Source organism: Paenibacillus sp. cl130, from assembly GCF_900116035.1.
In the GTDB taxonomy this organism is placed as follows: Bacteria; Bacillota; Bacilli; order Paenibacillales; family Paenibacillaceae; genus Paenibacillus; species Paenibacillus polymyxa_B.
Map to the genome: position 1 here is coordinate 668612 of NZ_FOYG01000001.1, position 21517 is coordinate 690128.

The window sequence follows — 21517 nt, forward strand, 5'->3', positions numbered from 1 at the left end:
GAAGAATAGAGGCAGGACGCTAGTCCGCCTCTTCTTCGTGAATATACTCGCGTTAGCTGCGTTCATCGAACAGGAGGTGTGACTCTCCTTATTTCGTGATATTACCGTCAGCATCACGTTTCACTTGCATACCTGCTACTGGAATGTATCCCAAGTCTACGACATCCGTTTTTTGGATTTCATCTGACAGAATGTAGTCAAGGAATGCTTTCACATGCTCTTTTGGCTCACCTTTAGTGTACATATGCTCGTAAGCCCATACTGGATATTTACCTTGTTCTACATTTTCAACGTTAGCTTCAACGCCATCGTATTTCAAAGTAGTTACTGTGTTGTCGATGTAGGACAGAGCCAGATAACCAATCGCACCCGGTGTTTCAGCAATCAGTTTTTTCACAGTACCGGAGGAATCTTCTTGAATGGAGCCCGGCAGATCTTCCGTTTTTTGTCCCAATGCGTATTTTTCAAATGTTGCACGAGTACCGGAGCTGCTTGGACGGTTTACGATAACGATTTTTTGATCTGCACCGCCAACTTCTTTCCAGTTCGTGATTTTACCTGTAAAGATTTGTACCAATTGATCTTTTTTCAGGTCTGTAACGCCTACTTTAGGATTCGCTACCGCTGACATGGCTACAACAGCTACTTGGTGATCGACCAGTTCATCTGCGCCGCTCTCCAGTTTTTCTTTTGCAAACACGTCGGAGTTACCGATGTCCGCTTGTCCGCCGGAAACTTGAGTCAAGCCAGTACCGCTACCGCCGCCCTGTACTTGAACTGCAATGCCTTTATATTTATCGACAGCCATAAATTTTTGTCCCGCTTGCTCTACCAATGGTTGAAGTGCAGTGGAGCCAACAGCCAGAATATTTCCTGTCAGTTCAGCAGCTGCTTTATTGTCTGTTCCTGTAGCAGCTTCTCCTTGTGGTGCAGCATTGTTACCTGATCCGCAAGCTGCAAGTGCAAATACCATGGTGAGAGTCATCAGAATGAACGGCCATTTTTTCAACATTTTTTATTGTCCTCCCCTTAGTTAAGTGACGGTTTTTTATTTATGACCATCAACACTTTTACATTGTAGGCCTGGAATGTTAGACGAACGACGTGGTTTTGTAAAACAAATATAAAATATTGATAGATAAATTTTTTTTCGGTATATAATTAATCTATAGTTTGAAATTCACATATGAATGACATATAAGGAGAGCTGCTGGATTCCATGAATATTCTAAAATTGCGTATCTTGATGCTGATCGACAAATTCCATAAGGCGACGGATGTGGCCGAAGCTTTGCAAGTCAAACAACCTACCGTCAGCTTTCATATGAAAAGCTTGGAAAAGGAAATGGGTGTTTCCCTATTCTCTCTTCAACAAGGCAGGATTATGCTAACGGAAGCTGGAAAAAAATTATTACCTTACGCAAAACAGATCATCTCTCTGGAGCAAGAAGCTAGACAAGCTGTAGATGAACTGACAGAAGAGTCACAGAGTCAATTACATCTGAGTGCAGAGTCGATATCAGGTACGTATCTCCTCCCCACTTTGATGGCTAAGTTTGCTCAACGATATCCAGATTGTCGTATTCAGTTGGAGATTCAATCCCCGGATGCCATTAAGCAGCTACTGAAACAGGGAGAAATTGATTTTGCTTTTCTCGACGATAGAGATTCTCTTTCAGAGTATACGGTGGCAGAGCCAGTGGCTTCAGATCAAGTAGGAGTTATCCGTTCTGCATCTGCACTTGCACCTGCATCCATATCAGAGGAGTTCGATGGACCCGATATGCTGGACAAGCACACATGGGTAAAATATAGCGGTTCATCAGTTGTAGATCAGTATTCCTCGCTAGTTAAGCCTCATCTGGAGATCAACTCTTGGGAAGCGGTAAAGCAAGTCGTAAGCGGCGGAGAAGCGCTTGCCTTCTTTCCTGCAAGTGGAGTCGATAATAATGAAAATGCTGTTCCCTCGGTGGAATGGCTTCCTTATCCCGAGGCTGATAACAAAAGGAGTCATTATCAAATAAACATCGTGTACCAACAAGATACACACATGAACTTGACGCAACAGGCATTCCTTGATTTCATACGACGAGAAGGACTGGAAATAAAAAGCTAGAGAACATAAAAAAAGAGCATCCAAGTCTTATTGACTTGAATGCTCTTTTGCTTGTTGTAACGAATACATACAGCCTCGGTATTATTTCGAGACTTTAATTACGCTTGTGCTGGAACGCAGCTAATTTTGATCAGGTTCGTAGAACCGGAATCACCAAGAGGTACGCCCGCAGTAATCACAACCAAATCGCCCTCTTTAACGAGGCCAGATTTGCGACCGCCTTCCAGCGCATTGTCAAACAGACTATCTGTTGTGTCAACGACTGGTCTGCCTTGTACTGCATGTACACCCCAGATCAGAGCCAAACGGCGAACTGTTCTTTCCTGTGTTGTAACAGCAACAATCGGAGCTTCAGGACGGTATTTAGAAATCATACGCGCCGTTGTTCCGCTTTGTGTGGACGTCAGGATCGCTTTGGCATGCAGGTCAAGCGCAGAAATAGAAACGGATTGGCTGATTGCTTCTGTAATACTAATTTCTTGAGCCGTTCTTTGTTTTTTGAACAAATCACGGTAGTTCAGAGAAGACTCAGCTTTTTCTGCAATACGTGACATCGTCAATACGGATTCTACCGGATATTTACCCGCAGCTGTTTCGCCGGACAGCATAATTGCGTCTGTTCCGTCAAAAATAGCATTCGCCACGTCACTTGCTTCCGCACGAGTCGGACGCGGGTTACGTTGCATGGAATCCAGCATTTGTGTTGCCGTAATAACAGGCTTGCCAGCAACATTACATTTGTTAATCATCAATTTTTGCGCCAGAGGCACTTCTTCAGCAGGAATTTCCACACCGAGGTCACCACGAGCAACCATCAGGCCATCCGAAGCTTCCAAAATTTCATCCAGGTTGTCAACACCTTGCTGATTTTCTATTTTGGAGATGATTTGAATATGACTTGCGTTGTGTTTCGCCAGCAATTCGCGGATTTCCAGCACATCACTTGCTTTACGAACAAAAGAAGCCGCGATGAAATCAATGTCCTGCTCAATACCGAAAATGATATCATTAGCATCTTTTTCCGTAATACCAGGCAAAGAAATAGCGACGCCTGGAACGTTAACGCCCTTCTTGCTCTTGATCGTTCCGCCATTAACAATGCGGCATTTGATTTCAGTGCCTGATACTTCAATAACGGTGAGTCCGATCAGACCATCGTCGATCAGAATGGTGGAGCCGGGCTCCACGTCCGAGGGAAGATCTTTGTACGTAATAGAAATACGATCTTGCGTACCGAGAATTTCTTCCGTTGTCAGCGTAATGAACTCGTCCTGAACAAGCTCAATAGGTTCAACTTCGAGCTTTCCTGTCCGGATTTCCGGCCCCTTCGTATCGAGCAAAATAGCAACGTTCTTGTTAAGCTCCTTACAAGCTTGACGGATGTTTTTAATCCGGTTGCCATGCTCCTCGAAATCACCGTGAGAGAAATTCAGGCGGGCTACGTTCATACCAGCCAAAATCAGTTTCTTCACATTTTCCAATGACTCACTGGAAGGACCGATGGTACATACAATCTTAGTTTTGCGCATTTGGGTTTTTCCTCCGTTTTCAAAGGTGCTACTCTTTATATCTTTTTCCAACAATTAAATCTACTACACTTTTTCCTATTTGTATAGGAAGTTCGTCATATTTATTGTTACCCGTTTACAGCGTATTACAACATAGGCTCAGATTCCGAAGACTTCAAGAAGGTGTATTGACCTATTTTTCGGAATTTTTGATACCGATCTTCCCTCAATTCATCGCAGCTCATATTCGTAAGGTCTGCCAAATGACGTTCCAATAGCTCCTTGATTGCGGCAGCGGTCACTTCATAGTTACGATGCGCGCCCCCTTTCGGCTCCGGCACAATATCCTCGATAATTTCCATGCGCAGGAGGTCATTAGCCGTGATCTTCATGGCTTCAGCTGCCTGATCGGCCTTGGAAGCATCTTTCCATAGAATCGAGGCAGCACCGTTTGGAGAAATGGCCGAATAAATGGCATGTTCCAGCATCAGCACACGGTTACCAACTGCAAACGCAAGCGCACCGCCGCTTCCACCCTCGCCGATGACCACACAAATAACAGGCACCGAAAGCTTTGCCATCTCCCGCAAGTTGCGGGCAATCGCTTCCGATTGACCTCTCTCCTCTGCTGTATTACCCGGATAAGCGCCCTTCGTATCAATGAATGTAATAATAGGGCGTTTGAATTTATCAGCCTGCTGCATCAGACGCAAGCCTTTACGAAATCCTTCCGGATGAGCACTACCAAAGAAACGTGCAATGTTATCTTTCGTATCCTTACCACGCTGTTGACCAATGACGGTCACCGGAATACCATTTAGCTTGGCAATTCCGCCCACAACCGCCAGATCGTCTCCAAACAAGCGGTCGCCGTGTAATTCAATAAAGTCCGTAAACACCTGCTCAATCAGATCAAGAGACGTTGGTCTTTGATGATGACGAGCCAAATGCATTTTTTGTGGTGCTGTAATGTTCGAATATATTTCTTCTTCCATCTCGAGATAACGGTCCTCGAGACGGTTGATTTCATCTGTAAAATCAATTTGCTTATCCTGTCCGAATTGCTTGAGTTCTTCGATCTTCTGTCGCATCTCGACCAGGGGCTTTTCATAAGGCAATTCACCAGCCATCTATTCCACCCCTTTCACACTGTGCAGATCAAGCAGTTGCCCGAGGGTATCACGCAGTTCCTTGCGGTGTACAACCATATCCAATTGTCCGTGCTGCAAATTAAATTCGGATGTTTGAAAATCATCCGGCAACTTCTGTCTGATTGTCTGTTCAATTACAATACGCCCTGCAAAGCCGAATACAGCTCCTGGCTCCGCAATATTAATATCTCCAAGCGTAGCAAAGCTGGCGGATACTCCGCCTGTAGTCGGGTCGGTGATAACAGAAATATAGAGCAAGCCCTGCTCATCCAGACGAGCAAGAGCAGCACTTGTTTTGGCCATCTGCATCAAGCTTAAAATACTTTCCTGCATACGTGCCCCGCCAGAAGTTGAGAAAATAATTAGCGGCAGACGCTTGTCTATTGCTTGCTCAATGGCGCGTGTAATTTTCTCTCCTACGACCGAACCCATACTGCCAGTAAAAAAGTCAAAGCTCATCACAGCAACGACAACAGGATGTCCATAAATAAGGCCGTCGCCTGTAACGACAGCCTCTCGCAAGCCAGATTTCAGGGTCTGTTGCTCCAGCTTGCTCGCATATCCTGGAAAGTCCAGCGGGTCAACCGAAATCATATCTGCATCATATTCCGTAAATGTGTCTTCGTCGAGCACCATGCGAATGCGATCCATTGCATTCAAACGCATATGGTATCCGCACACCGGACACACTTTCAAATTTTTCTCTAGTTCTTTGCTGTATTGAATACTTCCGCACTTGCCACATTTGGTCATAAGACCTTCGGGAATTTCCCGTTTGGGACGATCCGGCATGTCCGCTTGATCGCCGCTCAGCGCCCGTTCCGAAGGGATGGTCGCGTATTTACGCTTCTTTTGGAATAAATCTTTAAACACAACTACACCTCTCCAGCCGTTTATTTGTCAGCCGTAACCGATACAAGGTCCTCTGCCGTCTATGCGGCACCTCTAAGCATTATGTTCATACACACGTCAACGCCTGTTACTAAAACATTACCGCCGATCGTGCATCCTTTGTTCCACTCATGCTGCTGTATCACTTCCGCCGTTCCGGACTCAAGGGCGCAAAATCGAATTAAGCACTTCCTGTATTTCTTCGACTTCACCCGAAGGCACAAGTATCTCAAACTGTTGCTTGGATGCGCTGATGGCCCGGGCCTGCACCATAAAACCTTCTTCAGACAGTTTGAGCTTAATCATGTCAGCCAGTCTGGCCGTCGGTGCAATATAAATCACCGTCCACATGCCTTGTTTCTACCCCCTAAGCCTCAAGTTTTGAGCCCATATAATAGACTCATGATAACATACCTTACTTTTTTCCCGCAACAAAAGCCCTCCTGATCATTCAAGTTCCGTCGGAGGGCCTAGAAAATCATCAACTCTGTCCACACAGGTCAATTAAGCATCCAATGATGCAGGATAATGCTTAGCATGGAGGCTCCGATGTGCAATGCGCGAAGAAGCAGCGGCAGCCAGTCCGGCGACAAGATCGTCTAAAAACACATGAATACCACTGCCTTTTTGGTTCAGCTGTTCAATAATCCCCGTCTTTTCCTTATCCAGATAACCAAAACTGGTTAAGCCGATCATACCGTACACACTCGTAATTCCAAGAGCCAGTGTCTCGTCCACTCCGTACAGCGGTTCGTCAGCCTCCATAATGGCTTGCAATGGCTGGGGAAGAAGTTTTTTTTCGGCCAGTTCATCAAGCGCAATACCTGTGAGCAACGTATATTGAACCTCGCGCTTTTGCAAAACCGCTTTGACACTGTCTATACATTCTTCCATCGTCAAATGAGGATAATATTTTAGCTGAAGCTGAAAAACAATGTCCGCAATGGACTCGATCCGAATGCCTCTGCGATTTAACAAAGTTTCTGCATATTCATAGGACATAATTTCCCTCCCGCTTTCACCGTGCAGTTCTATTCTTTCACCGTACGGGACCTTATGGTGCAGGGTACGTGTTGAATCTCCTGTTCCGCCAGTTTTCCAAGTGTATGCTGGAGGGAAGGAAAATGTTCATTAAACCGTTACAATAAGGGCGCTTTGCTGTGTGCCTATCATTTGACTTTCACCGTGCCTTCACCCAACATCGACTCCATTTGATCAAAAAGCTGAGGAGAAGGCTTAATGTTGTAAGCATCGCTCAACGCAAGCAGACGCTGGTTGCTCTCATAAAAAAGCACGGTAGGCATAGCACCGGGATGCTCCTGTAGCAGTGCCTTGAGACTGACCAGCAAGCTGGCGTCCTCCTCGGCCTGGCGGGTGATTTTGACAAACACCCGCTGACGAGTGGTCGACTCCACGCTGCGCGGGCCCGGCACCTGCTCACCGCGAGCCGCTTCGGCTCCGCGCGGTGAAGTAGCCGTCACAGGACGGGCCGCCTTCGGTTGAGGCGAAGCAGATGCAGTGGCTGTCGAAGGCGGAGACGACATACGCGACGCTCTCCCACCCGCGCCGCCAGCAGCAGGGCCAGCAGCTGGTACGGATGCTCCAGCTGTGGCGGACGAGCGCGTACTGGCACGTCGGCGCTGGAGGAGCCGTGCCAGCGAGTCTTCCGCCAGCGGGGCGGTCTCATCCGCAAGGAGCTTGAAGTGCTCGTCCTGCTGCTGCATCTTGGCTCGAAGCGTAAGCAAAGCTCCCTTTTCAATCCACTGCTGGCTTCGCTTCCATACCTCAGGAAACAGCACAACCTCACAGCGCTCAATCTGATCCTCCAGCTCAATAAAGGCCATAGCCTTACCCTGCTTGGTCGTAATCGTTTTGAGTGACACTACCATGCCTGCAGTCACAACAACCGTTTCATCGGGGACATCGCCCAGCTCCATCAAACGATCCGCCTCGCTGCTTTCTAACAGCGACTCAAAATCATCCAACGGATGCCCCGATAAATACAGTCCCAGCAGTTCACGTTCCAGCTCTAATTGCTGGCTGGCACTAAATTGGGGTACATTGGGATATTCGATATCCCAATTGGGCATTTCCACAAAACCAAACATATCAATTTGCAAGTCATCCCGTTCCTTGCGCCATTTGACGGCTGCATCCACCGTTTCATCCAGCATGGCAAGCAACTGTGCCCGATGACCCGTCAACGAATCAAAGGCCCCTGCCTGAATAAGCGATTCAATTACTCTCTTATTACATACCCGCAAATCGACACGTCGACAAAAATCGAGCAGGCTGTCGAAAGGCCGTTCCTTGCGAACAGCGAGAATGCTCTCCATCGCCTGTGTGCCGACATTTTTAATCGCAGCCAGGCCGAAGCGGATGCCTCCCTGCTGTAACGGAGTAAACAGCACCCCGCTCTCATTCACATCAGGTGGCAACACTGCGATATCCATACGACGGCATTCGACAACATATTCAGCCACTTTCCGATGACTTCCCATCACCGCTGTCAGCATAGAAGCCATAAATTGTACCGGATAATGGGCCTTTAAATAAGCCGTCTGAAATGCTAGCACACCATAAGCAGCTGCATGGGCACGCGGGAAGCCGTAGTCAGCAAAACGGACAATCATATCGTAAACCCTTCCGGCCTCCTCCTCCGTGTATCCCTGCTTGATACTGCCTTCGACAAAATGCCCGCGCTCCAGATCCAGCACTTCGCGCTTTTTCTTGGACACAGCCCGGCGCAACAGATCGGCTTCTCCCAGGGAAAAACCCGCCATGCGCGAAGCAATCTGCATGATTTGCTCCTGATACACAATAATACCGTACGTGTCCTTTAAGATCGGTTCCAGGTCAGGATGCGGATAAGAAATCTCAATCTGACGATGTTTGGCCTGTATAAAGTTAGGAATAAATCCCATCGGGCCCGGACGATACAAAGCCAGGACAGAAATGATATCCTCGAATACACTCGGCTTCAAATCCTTGAGTACCCGGCGTACACCGGCCGACTCCAGCTGGAATACGCCTCCTGTATCTCCTTTGCCTAGCAAGTCATAGGTATGTGGATCATTATCGGGAATACGGCTAAAATCAGGCGTTTCTCCATGGTCTTCCGCAATCCAGTGTATGCACCGTTCAATAATGGAGAGTGTACGCAGCCCAAGGAAATCCATTTTAAGCAAACCAATGCGCTCTAGATTTTCCATCGAGTACTGCGTCAAAGGTACCCCTTCACTCCCCTCTTGAAGCGGAACCGCATCGGTCAATGGAGTCCGCGAAATGACAACACCTGCTGCATGTGTCGAAGCATGACGAGGCATTCCTTCAACCTTGATCGCCATATCCAGCAGTTCACGTGTCTTAGGCTTCGTTTCATATAGCGTTTTCAGCTCCGGGGTAATTTCCAACGCATGACGGATATTAATGCCTAGCTGCGCCGGAATCAGCTTGGCTGCCTTGTCCACCTCGCCATATGGCACGTTCAATACACGACCGACGTCACGGACAGCGGCTCTTGCCGCCAGCGTTCCAAAGGTAATAATTTGCGCTACATGCTCATTTCCGTACTTTTGTACTACATAGTCGATAACCTCGTCACGCCGTTCATCACTAAAATCAATATCTATATCCGGCATACTAATTCGTTCGGGATTCAGAAACCGTTCAAAGAGCAGGTTGTATTTCATCGGATCGACATTCGTGATGTTAAGCACATAGGCAACCAAACTGCCTGCTGAGGAACCCCGCCCCGGTCCCGTTGCTATCTTATGCTTATGAGCGAAGGCAATAAAATCCCATACAATCAGGAAATAATCGCTGAAACCCATACTGTCAATGGTATTTAACTCATAGTTTAGCCGTTGGTTCAGCCTTTCCCGTTCTTCCGGCTGCTCCCATCCGGGATCGCTTCCATAGCGATGCTCCAGCCCTTGCACGCACAAATTGCGTAAATAGGAAGAAGAGGTCATTCCTTCCGGCAGCGGACGATATTCAGGCAAAATGGATTGACCGAATTCCAGCTCCAGTTCGCATTTTTCAGCAATACGCACCGTGTTGGCGATGGCTTCTGCCACATGCGGGAATAAACGAGCCATATCCTCCTGACTTTTCAGATACAACTGACGTGTTGGTATACGCAAGCGCTCCTCATCGTCAACTGTCTTCCCTGTCCCGATACAGATCAGAACGTCCTGCACGTCTGCATCTGGCTCAGTCAAGTAATGCACGTCATTCGTCGCCACCAGTGGAATATCCAGTTCCTTCGCCAGTGCGATCAAGAGAGGATTTACGCGTTTTTGCTCCGATAGACCATGATCCTGGAGTTCCAGATAAAAATCATCGGCAAAAATGTTACGATATCGCTCCGCTGCTCGTCGTGCTTCAGCTTCCCGACCATGCAGTAAATGCTGCGGCACTTCACCGCCCAAACAAGCGCTCAGGCATATGATGCCTTCATGATGGGCAGCCAAAGCCTCCATGTCGATGCGCGGCTTGTAGTGAAAGCCCTCCAAATGGCCGATGGAGCACAGCTTCATCAGATTTTGATAGCCTGTTTTATTTTTGGCGAGCAAAATTAAATGATATATGGGCTGATCCTTCCGGCTGCCACGCTCCTTGCGCGATCCTGCCGTCATATAGGCCTCACACCCGATAATCGGCTTAATGCCGTTCTCTACACACGCTCTATAAAAAGGAATGGCACCGTACATGACCCCGTGATCTGTAAGGGCCAGCGCCTTCATTCCGTAAGCTGATGCCTGTTTGACCAACTCCGCGGTACGAGCCGCGCCGTCCAGCAGGCTGTACTCGCTATGAACATGCAAATGCACAAATGAACTCATGCGCTTCTCTTCCTTTCACCGCTTGATTTTCTTCAAACTATTTTATCATATCCGCGTTAGTAGCGCCCATAGAATAAAAGTACAGACCTCGGCGGACAAGCGCGGTCCTGATTCGTATACCTAAGGAGGAAAAGAGCATGAGCACTTTTATATCCAAAGCGATTCTCGACTTCTTCATTGCCTTCGGCATCGTGCTCGGGGGAGCCATGCTCGGCGGAATGGGAGCTGTGGTATCGCTTCAGCCGCCTACCCAGACGATGCTGGAGGTTGCTGGAAGAATTAAAATATGGGCGCTTGCCGCCGCTGTGGGGGGGACGATGGACCCGATCCGGGTTATTGAAAGCAATATGTTGGATGGTAATTTGTCACCTGCCATTAAGCAGATATTGTATTTGATTTTCGCCTTTTTAGGCGCTCATATGGGTGCAGAGCTGGTCAAGTGGGTATGCGGCAACGGACGACCGTGAGGTGAAACGACTATGAGAGTCCCCCCTTTTGAGCGCCTGCGCCCTTTTATGCAATTATCCTCCGTCTTTGTACTCGGTATGATTACGGGAGGAATGATCTACAATGCCATCTGGCATGCCAGCTTCAATCAGCTATGGACGAACAACCAGGATCTTCAATTCCAGCTCCAGCAAGCCGAGGAGGACAACAAAACATTGCGCAAATACAGCAAGCGCCAAACCGTTGTCAAAGAGATCAAGCTGATTCCAGAGGAAGCTTCGGCCGAAAAAATTGATTCTATTAACCTAAAGGAACTTCTTCGCCGTGTCAGTCGTGATCTGGAGGTGCTGCGTGGCAGAGATATGTTTGAGATTGACTCTGACAGCAAGCTGGTACGTATGTTGCTGCACCAAAAAAAATACACCGTTCGTGACAAGGAGTATACGATCCAGGTCAAAACGATGCTTGTAATGGAAGGTGTGCTGCAAATTTGGCTGGAAGCAAAAGAAAGACTGCCTGAAAGCCACTAAGTCGATCTATTCGCCTTCACACCTTGCTCCAATCCATTGGTTGACTAACCATGTTCAATGGATTGAAGCGTCATCACTGCTTTGCATACCAAATGATTTTCCCGTGAAATTGCAATTTCTAGCTTGCAGGTACGGCGACTCATCTCAAGCAACAACGGACGAAGAACGACAGCATCCTCTATCTGTACGGGTCTAATAAAATAAGTCGTCAAATTGTCCAGCACATAATCCTTGCCGGTCATGTCTCTAGCTGCCCGGTAGCCCGCTTGTGTCATCACGTTGACCAGTACGCCTTCCGAGATCGTACCTAAATTGGTCGCCATTTGCGGAATGATAAAACCGCGGAAAAATAACGATCCATCCTCATTACGCTCTTCAGCAAACCCGTTCCAGATCAACTGGTCGAACGTCTCGCCAAGTTGTGGCTGCTTTTGGGCGTTACGCAGCGCCTCCAGCACCTCACGCCGTGTAACGGACCCGAGCAGCTTGCGATTGCGGTCCACGACCGGCAAGTAATCCACACCTTCCCACGCCATCATTTGCGCGGCTGAAGCCAGCGAGGTCTGGTAAGTGACCGTTATCGGATTGCGGATCAGACATTTATCCATCGTATGCTCAGGTTGAAGCCCCTCCACATCTTTGCGGCTGACGATACCAATTAAACGATTCCATTCATCCACTATTGCAAAATGATGATGTCCAGTCGTCACCGAAAGTTCTTCAAACTCGGTAAGCGTGCTGTTGATTTTCAAGGTCAACGTTTTCGGTTTGCCTGCCGCAATGTCTTCAATCAGCATAATTTTCTTTTTGATCAAGCGATCAAATATGGCTCTATTAATCATAGATGCCACTGTAAAAGTATCATGGCGTGAGGAAATAATCGGCAGACTGATCTTGTCTGCGAGCTGCTTAACCTCTCGGCTCGTACCGAATCCCCCTGTAATCAGCACACCTGCCCCCTGCTCCAATGCAAGTGAATGCGCATCCTCACGGTTACCAACGATCAGCAAACTGCCAGCGTCAATATAACGGGCCATAGCTTCCTCGCGCATCGCCCCAATAACATACTTGTGCAAGGGCTTCTCCAGCCCCTCACTTCCGCCCAGCACATGTCCCTCTACAATATTCACGACATCTGCAAAGGTCAGCTGCTCGGACAAGCCGCGCGGACGCTTCTCTACTCGTACTGTTCCGATCCGTTCCTTGGTAATGACAATTCCCAGGTTCTCGGCTTCCTTCACGGCCCGATAGGCCGTTCCTTCGCTGACGCTCATTTCTTTAGCCAACCTGCGCACAGAAATTTTGGAGCCTATTTTCAACTGCTCGATATGTCGCAATAGCTGCTCATGCTTCGTAACTGTTTCATCTAGCCCGTCCAACTCTGTTACACCCCCAACGTTCAATCTGTATCATTCTGTATCTATTATAGCACAAAATACCTTTATTTTAGACCTTTGTTCATTTTGAGTTTTCTGCTTCGGAAATAGCAAAAAAGCGATCCCCTCTATTACAAGGACCGCTTCTTACTATGATTGATTTGTATCTGGGGGCAATCCCAGGACAAGCTAAAAAAAACTCACTGCATGCTACCTTTGTCAGCTTTTTTATCCCATTTCATCTGCCACTGCTGCATTTTGGCCCGCCGCACACGCTCCAGCGTTTTGCGCTTTTCCTCATCCACACCCAGCAAAAAATGCATGTTCGCCCCGATGACTAGCAGCGCAAAAAGTACCCATACTATCCCAAAGCCGTTGACCCAGTTCAAACCGCCTGCAAGCGAGATGCGTGGTAACGCAACCAAGACCATAGCCAGCGCAATCAGTGTGTACAAACCGTGTTTCCATTTTTTAAAAGAACCCAATCGTATCCCTTCCTCTCCCTGTGACTCTATGTATCTAGTCTATGAGAGGACAGGAAGGAATATGAGACAAACTTACAGAGATGAACCGTACAAATCTTGAAGACTGTCTGCAATAATTTTGTTAACATCCTCAATAATCACGCTCAAGCGGCGTTCAGCGTCGAACAGGCGTCGGATGTTGAGGTTCAAGCTAAGTACCTCAAACAGCTTCTCCATCTTTTCCATCTCTTCCTGTGCTGGCATATCGCCGCTCATCATCCGTTGCTGTACTTCCATTTGGCGTTCACGGAAATCGTCGAGCATTTTCTTGGCTTCTGGATCGGTTTCGATCAGCTTCATCGCTGACGTAATTTCCTCTACCTCTTTGCTTTCCTTCAATGCTTTCGCTAAATCATGGGCTTTGTCATAGATGTTCATGATTGTTTATTCCTCCAATACAAGTTTAGTGTCAACATTTCACATTGTCCGTCAATCACCAAGGGATATATGTCCTCATATGATGAATCAGTGCTATTACAGCCCATTCACGTTTCCCGTTACTTTCAAGACATCAAGTTGCTGCCCGGAAGGAGATCCACGATGTCCATCAAAAAAACAACGATTCAAATCATCGGATCGGGCATCTTGCAGGATGACGTACTCATGGTCGGCGAGTCCCTGCTTCGCAAATGGAAAATATCCGCTGGCCACCCCGTTCAGCTCGCCTTCGGTTCGTTCCGCCAAGAGGTTACCGTCATATCGGTGCCCCGCTACAGCGGCCTACGTGTGGGAAGCGTGCTAGCCCGAAAAATGGGGCTTCATGCCAATTGTGATCTGCGAGTAACCTACAGCCGAGGTCGCCGGACACTTCGAGTGGGCCCACTTATTAGCGTGCTGGTCAGTCGGGACTATCCCGAACAGCCCGACAAGCCTTTCGGGTCGATCACCCTGTTCTGCCGTGAACTAGTCGGGGAATGCCGCAGACAAGGAGCATATGTGTATTTTTTCACCCCGGAGCATATCGGAAGTCAGCCCGGGCGAGTTCAGGGATGGGTGTATGACGGAGGCTGGAAAAAGACGGTCATGCCCGCAGGCGATGTCGTCAATAATCGTCTTACCTCCCGTAAACTCGAGAACAGAACTAGCGTACAGCATTTCATGAAAGAAGTAAAATCGCAGTACGGCACGACCATTTTTAACGAAAAGTTTCTGGATAAGAATGAAGTATTTGATGCGCTTAAATCAAATTCTTCCCTGCGCAAGTATTTACCCGAGTCCCACTTGCTGCAAACCTTTGCTGTTTTCAAAAAAATGTGCAACCAGTATCCCGCTGTTTTTCTCAAGCCAGTGCGCGGAAGCTTGGGTAAAGGCATAATGCGCATTAACAAGCAAACCGATGGCACCTTTTCGGTGTTATCCACAACAGCGGGCACGCCCCGCAAGCAAACGTATGCCAACGTAGATAAGCTGTACAAAAGCTTAGCGGGAAAAATGAAAACAACACGCTTTCAACTCCAACAGGGACTTACCTTGATTGATCACGGTAAGCGTCCGGTCGACTTTCGTGCGCTTGTACAGAAAAATTCGTCCGGAACCTGGACCGTAACATCCATTGTCGCCCGGATCGCTGGAGGAAGCCACTTTGTGTCCAATCTGGCAAGAGGCGGCACGCTGAGCACAGTCAAGGAAGCACTTGCCAAAACCACGCTGCCCGCAACCGTTAAATCGAATGGGCATACCTCTCTGAAAACAGCAGCACTGGATATCGCAAGCGGAGTGGAAAAAGAAATTCCCGCCCATTTCGCGGAATTTGGTATTGATCTGGCAATAGATAGCACAGGGCGCATCTGGTTGCTGGAGGTCAATTCGAAGCCATCAAAGAATGACAACACGCCGTTAAATGATCAGAAAACTCGCCCGTCCGTTAAAAAAATGATTGAATACTGCTGTTATTCAGCCGGCTTCAAATGAATTCATCTCTTCCAGAGTCTGGCTGCCAAAGGAGCTGTTGTCGGTGTCTCTTGTTGTGCCAGGTACGCTGGGCGTGCTTGTTAGCCGGAATCAGGCCGTCACTCCCCCTATTACCGAAGCCGATTTTTGCCGCAGGCTAAGTCTGTTGGGCAGGCGCTCTGGTCTTAGCGTAATGGCGTTTACCGCCGAAGGAGTCTCACCTGAAGATCACTCCATACGAGGTTATGTTTATCGTAACGGAGTATGGACATCCGGTCGCTTTCCGTTGCCGGACATTGTGTATAACCGCTGTCTCCATGTCCACGAGAGCCAGAATGTCAGGCGCACACTGGAAGACATGGCGGAGCAAAAATCGCGCAAGCTCATCTACTGGTCGCGTAACTTACCTGGCAAATGGCAGGTGTATCGCGCTTTGCATGCGGTAGATAAAGTGCGTCCCTTTGTGCCGCCTACGGCGCCTTACCGGGACACGACTCAGCTTGTGGAATGGCTACGACGCCATTCGGAGCTGTTTATGAAGCCACAGACCGGAACACATGGCAAGAGCACACTGTATCTCCGGCTGGCAGAAGGAGGTCAGGGACTACTTGTACAGGGTAGAGACTCCCGTAACCGCCCGTTCCGGCGCTCGTTTTCCGAATTGGATGCAGGATTGTCATGGATCCACGGAATTGCACACAAACGCGCTTATATCGTGCAGCCTTATTTGAAATTAACAAGCCAAAGCAATCATCCCTTTGATGTTCGCGCACTCATACAAAAGGATGGAAACGGCTATTGGTGCCTGACGGGCTTTGCCGTAAGAGAAGGCAGAAAAGGAACCCTGACTTCTAATCTGCACGGTGGAGGCGAAGCCCATCCTGCTGAGCCTTACCTTCGTGAACAATTTGGCGCGGACACCACGCGTCTCATCATCAGGCAGATGATGACGCTGTCCTTGACCATTACCAGGGCGCTGGAGGAACGTTATGGCCGCCTTGGCGAGTTGGGAATTGATTACGGTATTGACCGGATCGGGAACATCTGGCTATTGGAGGTTAATTCCCGACCTGGGCGGGCCTCCTTTTTTCAGACCCGTCAGCCAGAGTGCGCTTTCCAGTCGGTCAACCGCCCGCTCGAATATGCTCGATATTTAATGACCCATTCCAAAGCGACAGGGCCAAAGGGCGCGGACGCCTCCCTTGAACATACGGTATAGGAGGATAAACAGATGAGTTTAACGCATTGCAATGTGCATTTCTCACAGCAGCCCGACAAGGTGGCGTATATATCCACTGCCTTGTTGAAAAGCCTTAAATTATCCGGAGCCAAGTCCGTTCGTCTGCGGCTCGGTAAGGATCAGATCCCCGCTACAGTAAAACCAATTCAGAAGGCGGGACGCCATCTATACTTGACCTCCGGCTTACGTAACGCAATCCGTGTTCCCAAAAGCGGGTCCATCTATTTGCGAAATCTGGATGGTGATATACAGCTAGGGCCGTTGATTGGCGTGCTGTCTGACGGTACCACCTCCACCACTCGCCCTTTCGGATCACGCACAGGCTTTATTAAGCAACTGCTGAAGGAAGGTAGCAAAAAATCGTATATTTTTGCCTTCACCCCTCGGGATATCAACTGGCAAAATGATACGATTAACGGCTATTTTCTGTCATCCAGCGGGGAATTTACACGTAAACTTGTACCTTTGCCAGACGTGATCTATAATCGTTTGCCGAGCCGTCGCTCTGATTTTTCCCCGGCGATCAATCAACTACGCGAACGCTTTTCCCGCAAACGAATTCCCTTCTTTAACTGGAGCTTTTTCAATAAGTCCGATATCTATAATCTGCTGGAGAATAACCCAGATGTTAACCGCTATGTCCCTGAATCATACACGAATCCCAGCTCTGAACGTATCCGAAGTATGCTGGAGCGACATCAATTTGCTTATTACAAGCCAAGTGGAGGCAGTCTCGGTAAAGGAATCTACCGTCTGTCCCATGTTCCCAAGCAAGGATATTATGTGAGGTACCGTAAGAAAAATAGCAATGTATTGCTAAAATTCACCTCTTTTAACTCCATGCTCAGGATGCTTCACTCCAATCAGGGACAGATGCTAAAGGGTTATGTCATTCAACAGGGCATCCAGCTGATCGAGATTGACAATTGCCCGATTGATTTCCGGTTTCACATGCATAAAAATGGAAATAACCAGTGGGTCGTTGTCGGCATTGGAGCCAAAAAATCCGGACGTGGCAGTGTCACAACCCATATCAAAAATGGCGGCTCCCTTATGACACCTGAACAGGCGTTGAACCGGGTATTCGGAGACCGGGCGGGTGAAGTGCTTCAACGTGCCAAGAATGTAGCAGTTACGCTCGCTGAAGCCATTGAACACCACCACCAGCATCTACTGGGTGAAATCGGTTTTGATCTGGGCATTGATCAGGATGAAAAGGTATGGATGTTTGAAGCCAACTCCAAGCCAGGCCGATCCATTTTTCAGCATCCATCGTTGCGTGCGGAGGGTAAAGCATCCGTGGAGCATATTTTGGACCACTGTCTTTACCTCAGTAAATTCCGCAGAAAAGAGGAACTATGAATACCCGGGCGGAGCATAAGCCAGTCGTTGCTGTATTGACAGTGCACGACGAAGGGCAATTTTTCAAGGGCAATCAGCGCAATTTCAGGGATATTCTTGAAACGGGAACACGGATGGGATATCAGGTGTACATTGTTACCGTCAGGGACCTGAAACTGGCAGATGAGACGGTTAAGGGCTATGTCTTCAACAAGAGCTTACAGACGTGGGAGGAACAGAATTTCCCACCTCCACAGGTCATTTATAATCGCATCCCAAACCGTAATTATGAACTTAAAACCTCTGTGCGCACAAAGTTGGATGAAATTTCACATGCCTCAGGCATTGAACTGTACAATCCAGGCTTTTTTAACAAATGGGAACTGTTCAAGTGGTTGCGTACCTCGGAAACCACTCGTCAGCTTGTTCCGGCAACCAAACGGTTAAGCAACCTGTCTTCATTAGGAAAAATGCTGTCTGCGTATCCATACCTGTATCTCAAGCCGGAAAACGGTAAGGCCGGAAAAGGGATTATGATTCTTAAATTCCACCCAGACCATCTCATGGCTTACAGACTGACCATTCAGCATGACAAAAAAAGTGTAACCTACAAATCTGTATCGCTATCCCGGCTGTGGGGACGTATCCGCCGGGAAGCAGGCAACTCGCCTTATATCATTCAACAGGGTATCGATCTGGCAACCTATCAGAAAAAACCCTTCGACCTGCGTATCCTGGTACAAAAAAATATCCGTGGCTCCTGGAGTATAACCGGGGTCGGTGCCAGACTGGCGGGTAAAGGGAGCATCACCACACATGTCCCGCGTGGCGGGAGTGTAGAGGACCCGTTCAAGCTACTGTCCTCGCTGTTTGGGCCTGAGGACAGCACGGATCTACTGAGCAAAGTTAAAAGTACGGCCATACAGATTGCACGTCAAATTGAACGCGCATCCGGTCTTTCTCACGGCGAAATGTCCATGGATTTGGGCGTGGATACGCTCGGAACACTCTGGTTTTTTGAGGCCAATGCCAAACCGATGAAATTTGACGAGCCGGAAATCCGCCAAAAGTCGCTTAGACGCATATTCCAGTACAGCTCCTTTTTGGCCGGACGATTGAAATCATGATCAAGGAAGTGGAATCATGCCGCAAATTAGCGATGTTCAACATTTGCCTGCCCGGAGCTGGCTACTGAGACGACGACAGTTGCTGTTTTTGGCCCGCAGTTCAGGGGGCATGCGCATTACTCGTAATGCTCTGCGGCAGTTGGCAGTTTTAACGCCCGAGCTATTGAACACCCCTGGCTCCTCCCTCCTGTGCGCATATGTGCGCACGGAGAAGGGGCTGCGGATTGCGGGATTTTCCCTCGCTCTGAATTACGGGAAGGATGCTTGCATCGTAATTGTTCGTCCGCTTTACCGGGGCCGCAGACTGGGCGCTAGACTGCTGTCCGCCCAGCTCAAACAGCTGCGCCGTCTGACGTGCAGCGTAGCCGCCGACAATATGTCCAGTCTCAAAACCTGTTTCCGCGCTGGACTTGTTGCGCACGAAATGACAACTGGACCGACCGGGAAACCCACGCTGATATTTCACGGGGAGTTATCCCAAGATAAGCAGACGGCAGAGGAAGGTGGAATGCTGTGCCAAAACCTGTCCTAGGCATCATGACCTTGTATTTGAACAACAAGAAGCAATTGGAGGAGCGCGACATATATGAGCGCATGATTGCAGAAGGGAAAAGGCTGGGACTGGATATGTATGTATTCACTCCTGCAGATGTCCACAAGGATCGCAGGCTGCTCCTTGCCCAAATCTATGATCCACACAGCGGAAAATGGACCCGAAAATGGCGAGAGTTTCCAGATATGATTTTCGACCGTTGCCGGGTACAGCGCAGTGAGCGATATCGTCAGTTGAAGCAGTTCCGATTGCAATACACAGACCTTGTATATTTAAACCGACCGCTGAGTAACAAGTGGGTCATTCATCAGCAGCTTGCGAGGAGGTCTGCCTTTCGCGCCCATTTGCCTGCAACAGAGCTGTTCAGTGGATTTCATAGTGTAAAACGGATGCTTAAACAGAATTCACTAGTGTACCTCAAGCCGATTAACGGTACGGGAGGCCGCGGCATTTTACGTATTGAACCTGTTAACAAGCAAGGAGGCCTGTATCTGATTGAGGGCCGCAATCGCAAACGCCATATTATTCCCCAGCAGCGGGTACGTCTAGACCGTCTGGAGCCGCGTCTGAGCAGCTGGAACATGGATAACTACATTGTTCAGGAAGGCATTCCTGTGCAGTTGCCGAATGGCAGAGTCCATGATTACCGTATGCTGGTACAGAAAAATAGCCAAGGAGTATGGGAGCTAACCGGATGCGCCGGGCGAATCGGGGCACATCGGAGTGTCACTTCCAACCTGCATGGTGGAGGCAAGGCGGTACCGATGAGCCAATTGCTGACGCAATGGATTCGTGATGAAAGCCATAGAGAGAAAATCATCAAGCAAGGGGAAAAACTCGGACTGGACATCGCTGCATATCTGGAAGAAAGCTACGGGGCATTGTGCGAGCTTGCGCTCGATTTGGCAATTAATAAGGACGGTCATATATACGTGCTGGAAGTCAACCCGAAGCCAGCCCGTGAGGTCTTTTCACGTATTGGTGAAAAAGAAACCTATCGCCGTTCCATCGCCAAGCCCATGGAATATGCTTTGTGGGTCTACCACACACAAATTAATCCTAAGCCTCAGACGGACTACAAAGCAGAAGATAAAACAGAAGATAAAGCAGAAAATAAGACAGAGAATAAGACAGAGAATAAGACAAAGGAAGGCTCCACGTAAAGTGGCTGCCTTCCTTTCTTTTTTCGTCTGCCCGACAGTACCAGCATGTTTTAATTATATGGTGCGTCGAGCCTATTTATAACCAATTACCTGTGTTTCACAGTTACTCGGCGTTTTTATAAAGTGTAAGCAGTTGCGTAAAGTCTGTAATAATCGCATCGGACCCCTTCAACTCATCGTTCACACCAAATCCAGCATAAGCGCAACCGATCACCGTCTGTCCGTTCTTTTTGCCTGCTTCCACATCTGAGGAACGATCTCCTACCATCCATACGTTCGAAATATCGTGCTTGCTCAACAGAATTTCCAGCAAATTCACTTTGGAAAGCGTGCTGTACTCCCCAGCACTGTACAGTCCTTCAAAAATGGGAACCATTTCATACGCAGCAGCGATCCCCTTTACATAGTCCTCCAGCCCGTTACTGGCTACGAACAATCGAACACCTTGCTCATGAAGGGTCTGGAGTGTTTCTTTTACATGTGGATACAGGGCATGACTTCCGTTCTTCAATCCTTCCAGTTCCAGCTGAAGCAGCAGCTCGTCCGCTCTTCTATGGGCCGCTTCGCTGGCTTCCGGCATCACTCTTCTCCAGATTTCATCCAGCAGCATGCCCAAACTATTCAAAATAAGCTCCTCGGGAGGAGTCTCTCCTTCATAAAGCCCTTCGGCGCGCAGCGTATCAAACAGCTTGTGGTACGCAGGAAGCAATAGCGTCTCCGTCTGAAAAAGTGTACCGTCCATATCAAATACCATAGCCTCAGGTTTCTTCAACACAGGTGCATTGTTCATGTAGTTATCAGTCATTCCTTTCC

At 48.4% G+C, this 21517-nt stretch carries 20 protein-coding genes; 9 read left to right on the plus strand and 11 right to left on the minus strand.

Features of this window, described 5'->3' with window-relative positions; translation table 11 throughout:
• Positions 1-88 precede the first annotated feature (88 nt).
• Positions 89-1012, minus strand: coding sequence for a phosphate ABC transporter substrate-binding protein PstS family protein (locus tag BM358_RS03120; RefSeq protein ID WP_025722004.1), 924 nt, complete (start codon positions 1010-1012; stop codon positions 89-91).
• Between the two features lie 207 nt (positions 1013-1219).
• Here BM358_RS03120 and BM358_RS03125 point away from each other — a divergent pair, with 207 nt between their 5' ends.
• On the plus strand, positions 1220-2116 hold the full coding sequence (locus BM358_RS03125; RefSeq protein WP_028542897.1) for a LysR family transcriptional regulator: 897 nt from the start codon (positions 1220-1222) through the stop codon (positions 2114-2116).
• Between the two features lie 98 nt (positions 2117-2214).
• Here the strand turns inward: BM358_RS03125 and pyk are convergent, their stop codons facing one another.
• The 6 genes from pyk to BM358_RS03155 form a co-directional block, all read right to left on the minus strand.
• Complete coding sequence (pyk, locus tag BM358_RS03130) at positions 2215-3645, minus strand: pyruvate kinase (RefSeq protein WP_023987907.1); 1431 nt, start codon at positions 3643-3645, stop codon at positions 2215-2217.
• A 125-nt stretch (positions 3646-3770) separates the two neighbouring features.
• The gene (locus BM358_RS03135) at positions 3771-4754 is read right to left on the minus strand and encodes an acetyl-CoA carboxylase carboxyltransferase subunit alpha (protein WP_023987906.1); all 984 of its coding nucleotides are present in this window, start codon (positions 4752-4754) and stop codon (positions 3771-3773) included.
• On the minus strand, positions 4755-5648 hold the full coding sequence (gene accD, locus BM358_RS03140; protein WP_013309586.1) for an acetyl-CoA carboxylase, carboxyltransferase subunit beta: 894 nt from the start codon (positions 5646-5648) through the stop codon (positions 4755-4757).
• Between the two features lie 180 nt (positions 5649-5828).
• The gene (locus tag BM358_RS03145; RefSeq protein ID WP_013309585.1) at positions 5829-6017 is read right to left on the minus strand and encodes a hypothetical protein; all 189 of its coding nucleotides are present in this window, start codon (positions 6015-6017) and stop codon (positions 5829-5831) included.
• Between the two features lie 153 nt (positions 6018-6170).
• Complete coding sequence (locus tag BM358_RS03150; protein WP_023987905.1) at positions 6171-6668, minus strand: phosphatidylglycerophosphatase A family protein; 498 nt, start codon at positions 6666-6668, stop codon at positions 6171-6173.
• Between the two features lie 167 nt (positions 6669-6835).
• Positions 6836-10513: a DNA polymerase III subunit alpha gene (locus BM358_RS03155; RefSeq protein ID WP_028542898.1), complete on the minus strand. Its 3678-nt coding sequence runs from the start codon at positions 10511-10513 to the stop codon at positions 6836-6838.
• Between the two features lie 137 nt (positions 10514-10650).
• Here BM358_RS03155 and BM358_RS03160 point away from each other — a divergent pair, with 137 nt between their 5' ends.
• Together BM358_RS03160 and BM358_RS03165 are read left to right on the plus strand one after the other, a co-directional pair.
• Positions 10651-10980, plus strand: a complete 330-nt coding sequence (locus tag BM358_RS03160) for a YtrH family sporulation protein (protein WP_013309582.1) — start codon at positions 10651-10653, stop codon at positions 10978-10980.
• A gap of 12 nt (positions 10981-10992) precedes the next feature.
• On the plus strand, positions 10993-11490 hold the full coding sequence (locus tag BM358_RS03165) for a sporulation membrane protein YtrI (RefSeq protein WP_023987904.1): 498 nt from the start codon (positions 10993-10995) through the stop codon (positions 11488-11490).
• A gap of 44 nt (positions 11491-11534) precedes the next feature.
• Here the strand turns inward: BM358_RS03165 and BM358_RS03170 are convergent, their stop codons facing one another.
• The 3 genes from BM358_RS03170 to BM358_RS03180 all read right to left on the minus strand — a co-directional run bounded on the left by BM358_RS03170 (position 11535) and on the right by BM358_RS03180 (position 13768).
• Complete coding sequence (locus BM358_RS03170; RefSeq protein WP_013309580.1) at positions 11535-12869, minus strand: DRTGG domain-containing protein; 1335 nt, start codon at positions 12867-12869, stop codon at positions 11535-11537.
• 197 nt (positions 12870-13066) lie between these two features.
• Positions 13067-13351: a hypothetical protein gene (locus BM358_RS03175; RefSeq protein ID WP_013309579.1), complete on the minus strand. Its 285-nt coding sequence runs from the start codon at positions 13349-13351 to the stop codon at positions 13067-13069.
• 72 nt (positions 13352-13423) lie between these two features.
• Positions 13424-13768 carry a YlbF/YmcA family competence regulator gene (locus tag BM358_RS03180; protein WP_013309578.1) on the minus strand — a complete coding sequence of 115 codons (345 nt, stop codon included), beginning with the start codon at positions 13766-13768 and terminating at the stop codon, positions 13424-13426.
• Positions 13769-13930: 162 nt separating this feature from the next.
• Between BM358_RS03180 and BM358_RS03185 the strand changes: the two genes are divergently transcribed.
• Genes BM358_RS03185 through BM358_RS03210 form a run of 6 tightly spaced genes read left to right on the plus strand, consistent with a single transcriptional unit; the run spans position 13931 to position 20704 of the window.
• Positions 13931-15301 (plus strand): YheC/YheD family endospore coat-associated protein, encoded by a 1371-nt coding sequence (locus BM358_RS03185; RefSeq protein ID WP_023987902.1) that lies wholly within the window; start codon positions 13931-13933, stop codon positions 15299-15301.
• Between the two features lie 43 nt (positions 15302-15344).
• The gene (locus BM358_RS03190; RefSeq protein WP_028542899.1) at positions 15345-16499 is read left to right on the plus strand and encodes a YheC/YheD family endospore coat-associated protein; all 1155 of its coding nucleotides are present in this window, start codon (positions 15345-15347) and stop codon (positions 16497-16499) included.
• Positions 16500-16511: 12 nt separating this feature from the next.
• On the plus strand, positions 16512-17882 hold the full coding sequence (locus BM358_RS03195) for a YheC/YheD family endospore coat-associated protein (protein WP_013309575.1): 1371 nt from the start codon (positions 16512-16514) through the stop codon (positions 17880-17882).
• Positions 17879-18988, plus strand: a complete 1110-nt coding sequence (locus tag BM358_RS03200; protein WP_023987900.1) for a YheC/YheD family endospore coat-associated protein — start codon at positions 17879-17881, stop codon at positions 18986-18988. Before BM358_RS03195 ends, BM358_RS03200 begins: the two co-directional genes overlap by 4 nt.
• Positions 18989-19004: 16 nt before the next feature.
• Positions 19005-19520, plus strand: a complete 516-nt coding sequence (locus BM358_RS03205) for a GNAT family protein (protein ID WP_023987899.1) — start codon at positions 19005-19007, stop codon at positions 19518-19520.
• Positions 19502-20704: a YheC/YheD family endospore coat-associated protein gene (locus tag BM358_RS03210; RefSeq protein WP_028542900.1), complete on the plus strand. Its 1203-nt coding sequence runs from the start codon at positions 19502-19504 to the stop codon at positions 20702-20704. The genes BM358_RS03205 and BM358_RS03210 overlap by 19 nt, the downstream gene beginning before the upstream one ends.
• Before the next feature lie 103 nt (positions 20705-20807).
• Here BM358_RS03210 and BM358_RS03215 read toward each other — a convergent pair whose 3' ends face one another.
• Positions 20808-21509, minus strand: coding sequence for an HAD family hydrolase (locus BM358_RS03215; protein WP_013309571.1), 702 nt, complete (start codon positions 21507-21509; stop codon positions 20808-20810).
• Positions 21510-21517 lie beyond the last annotated feature (8 nt).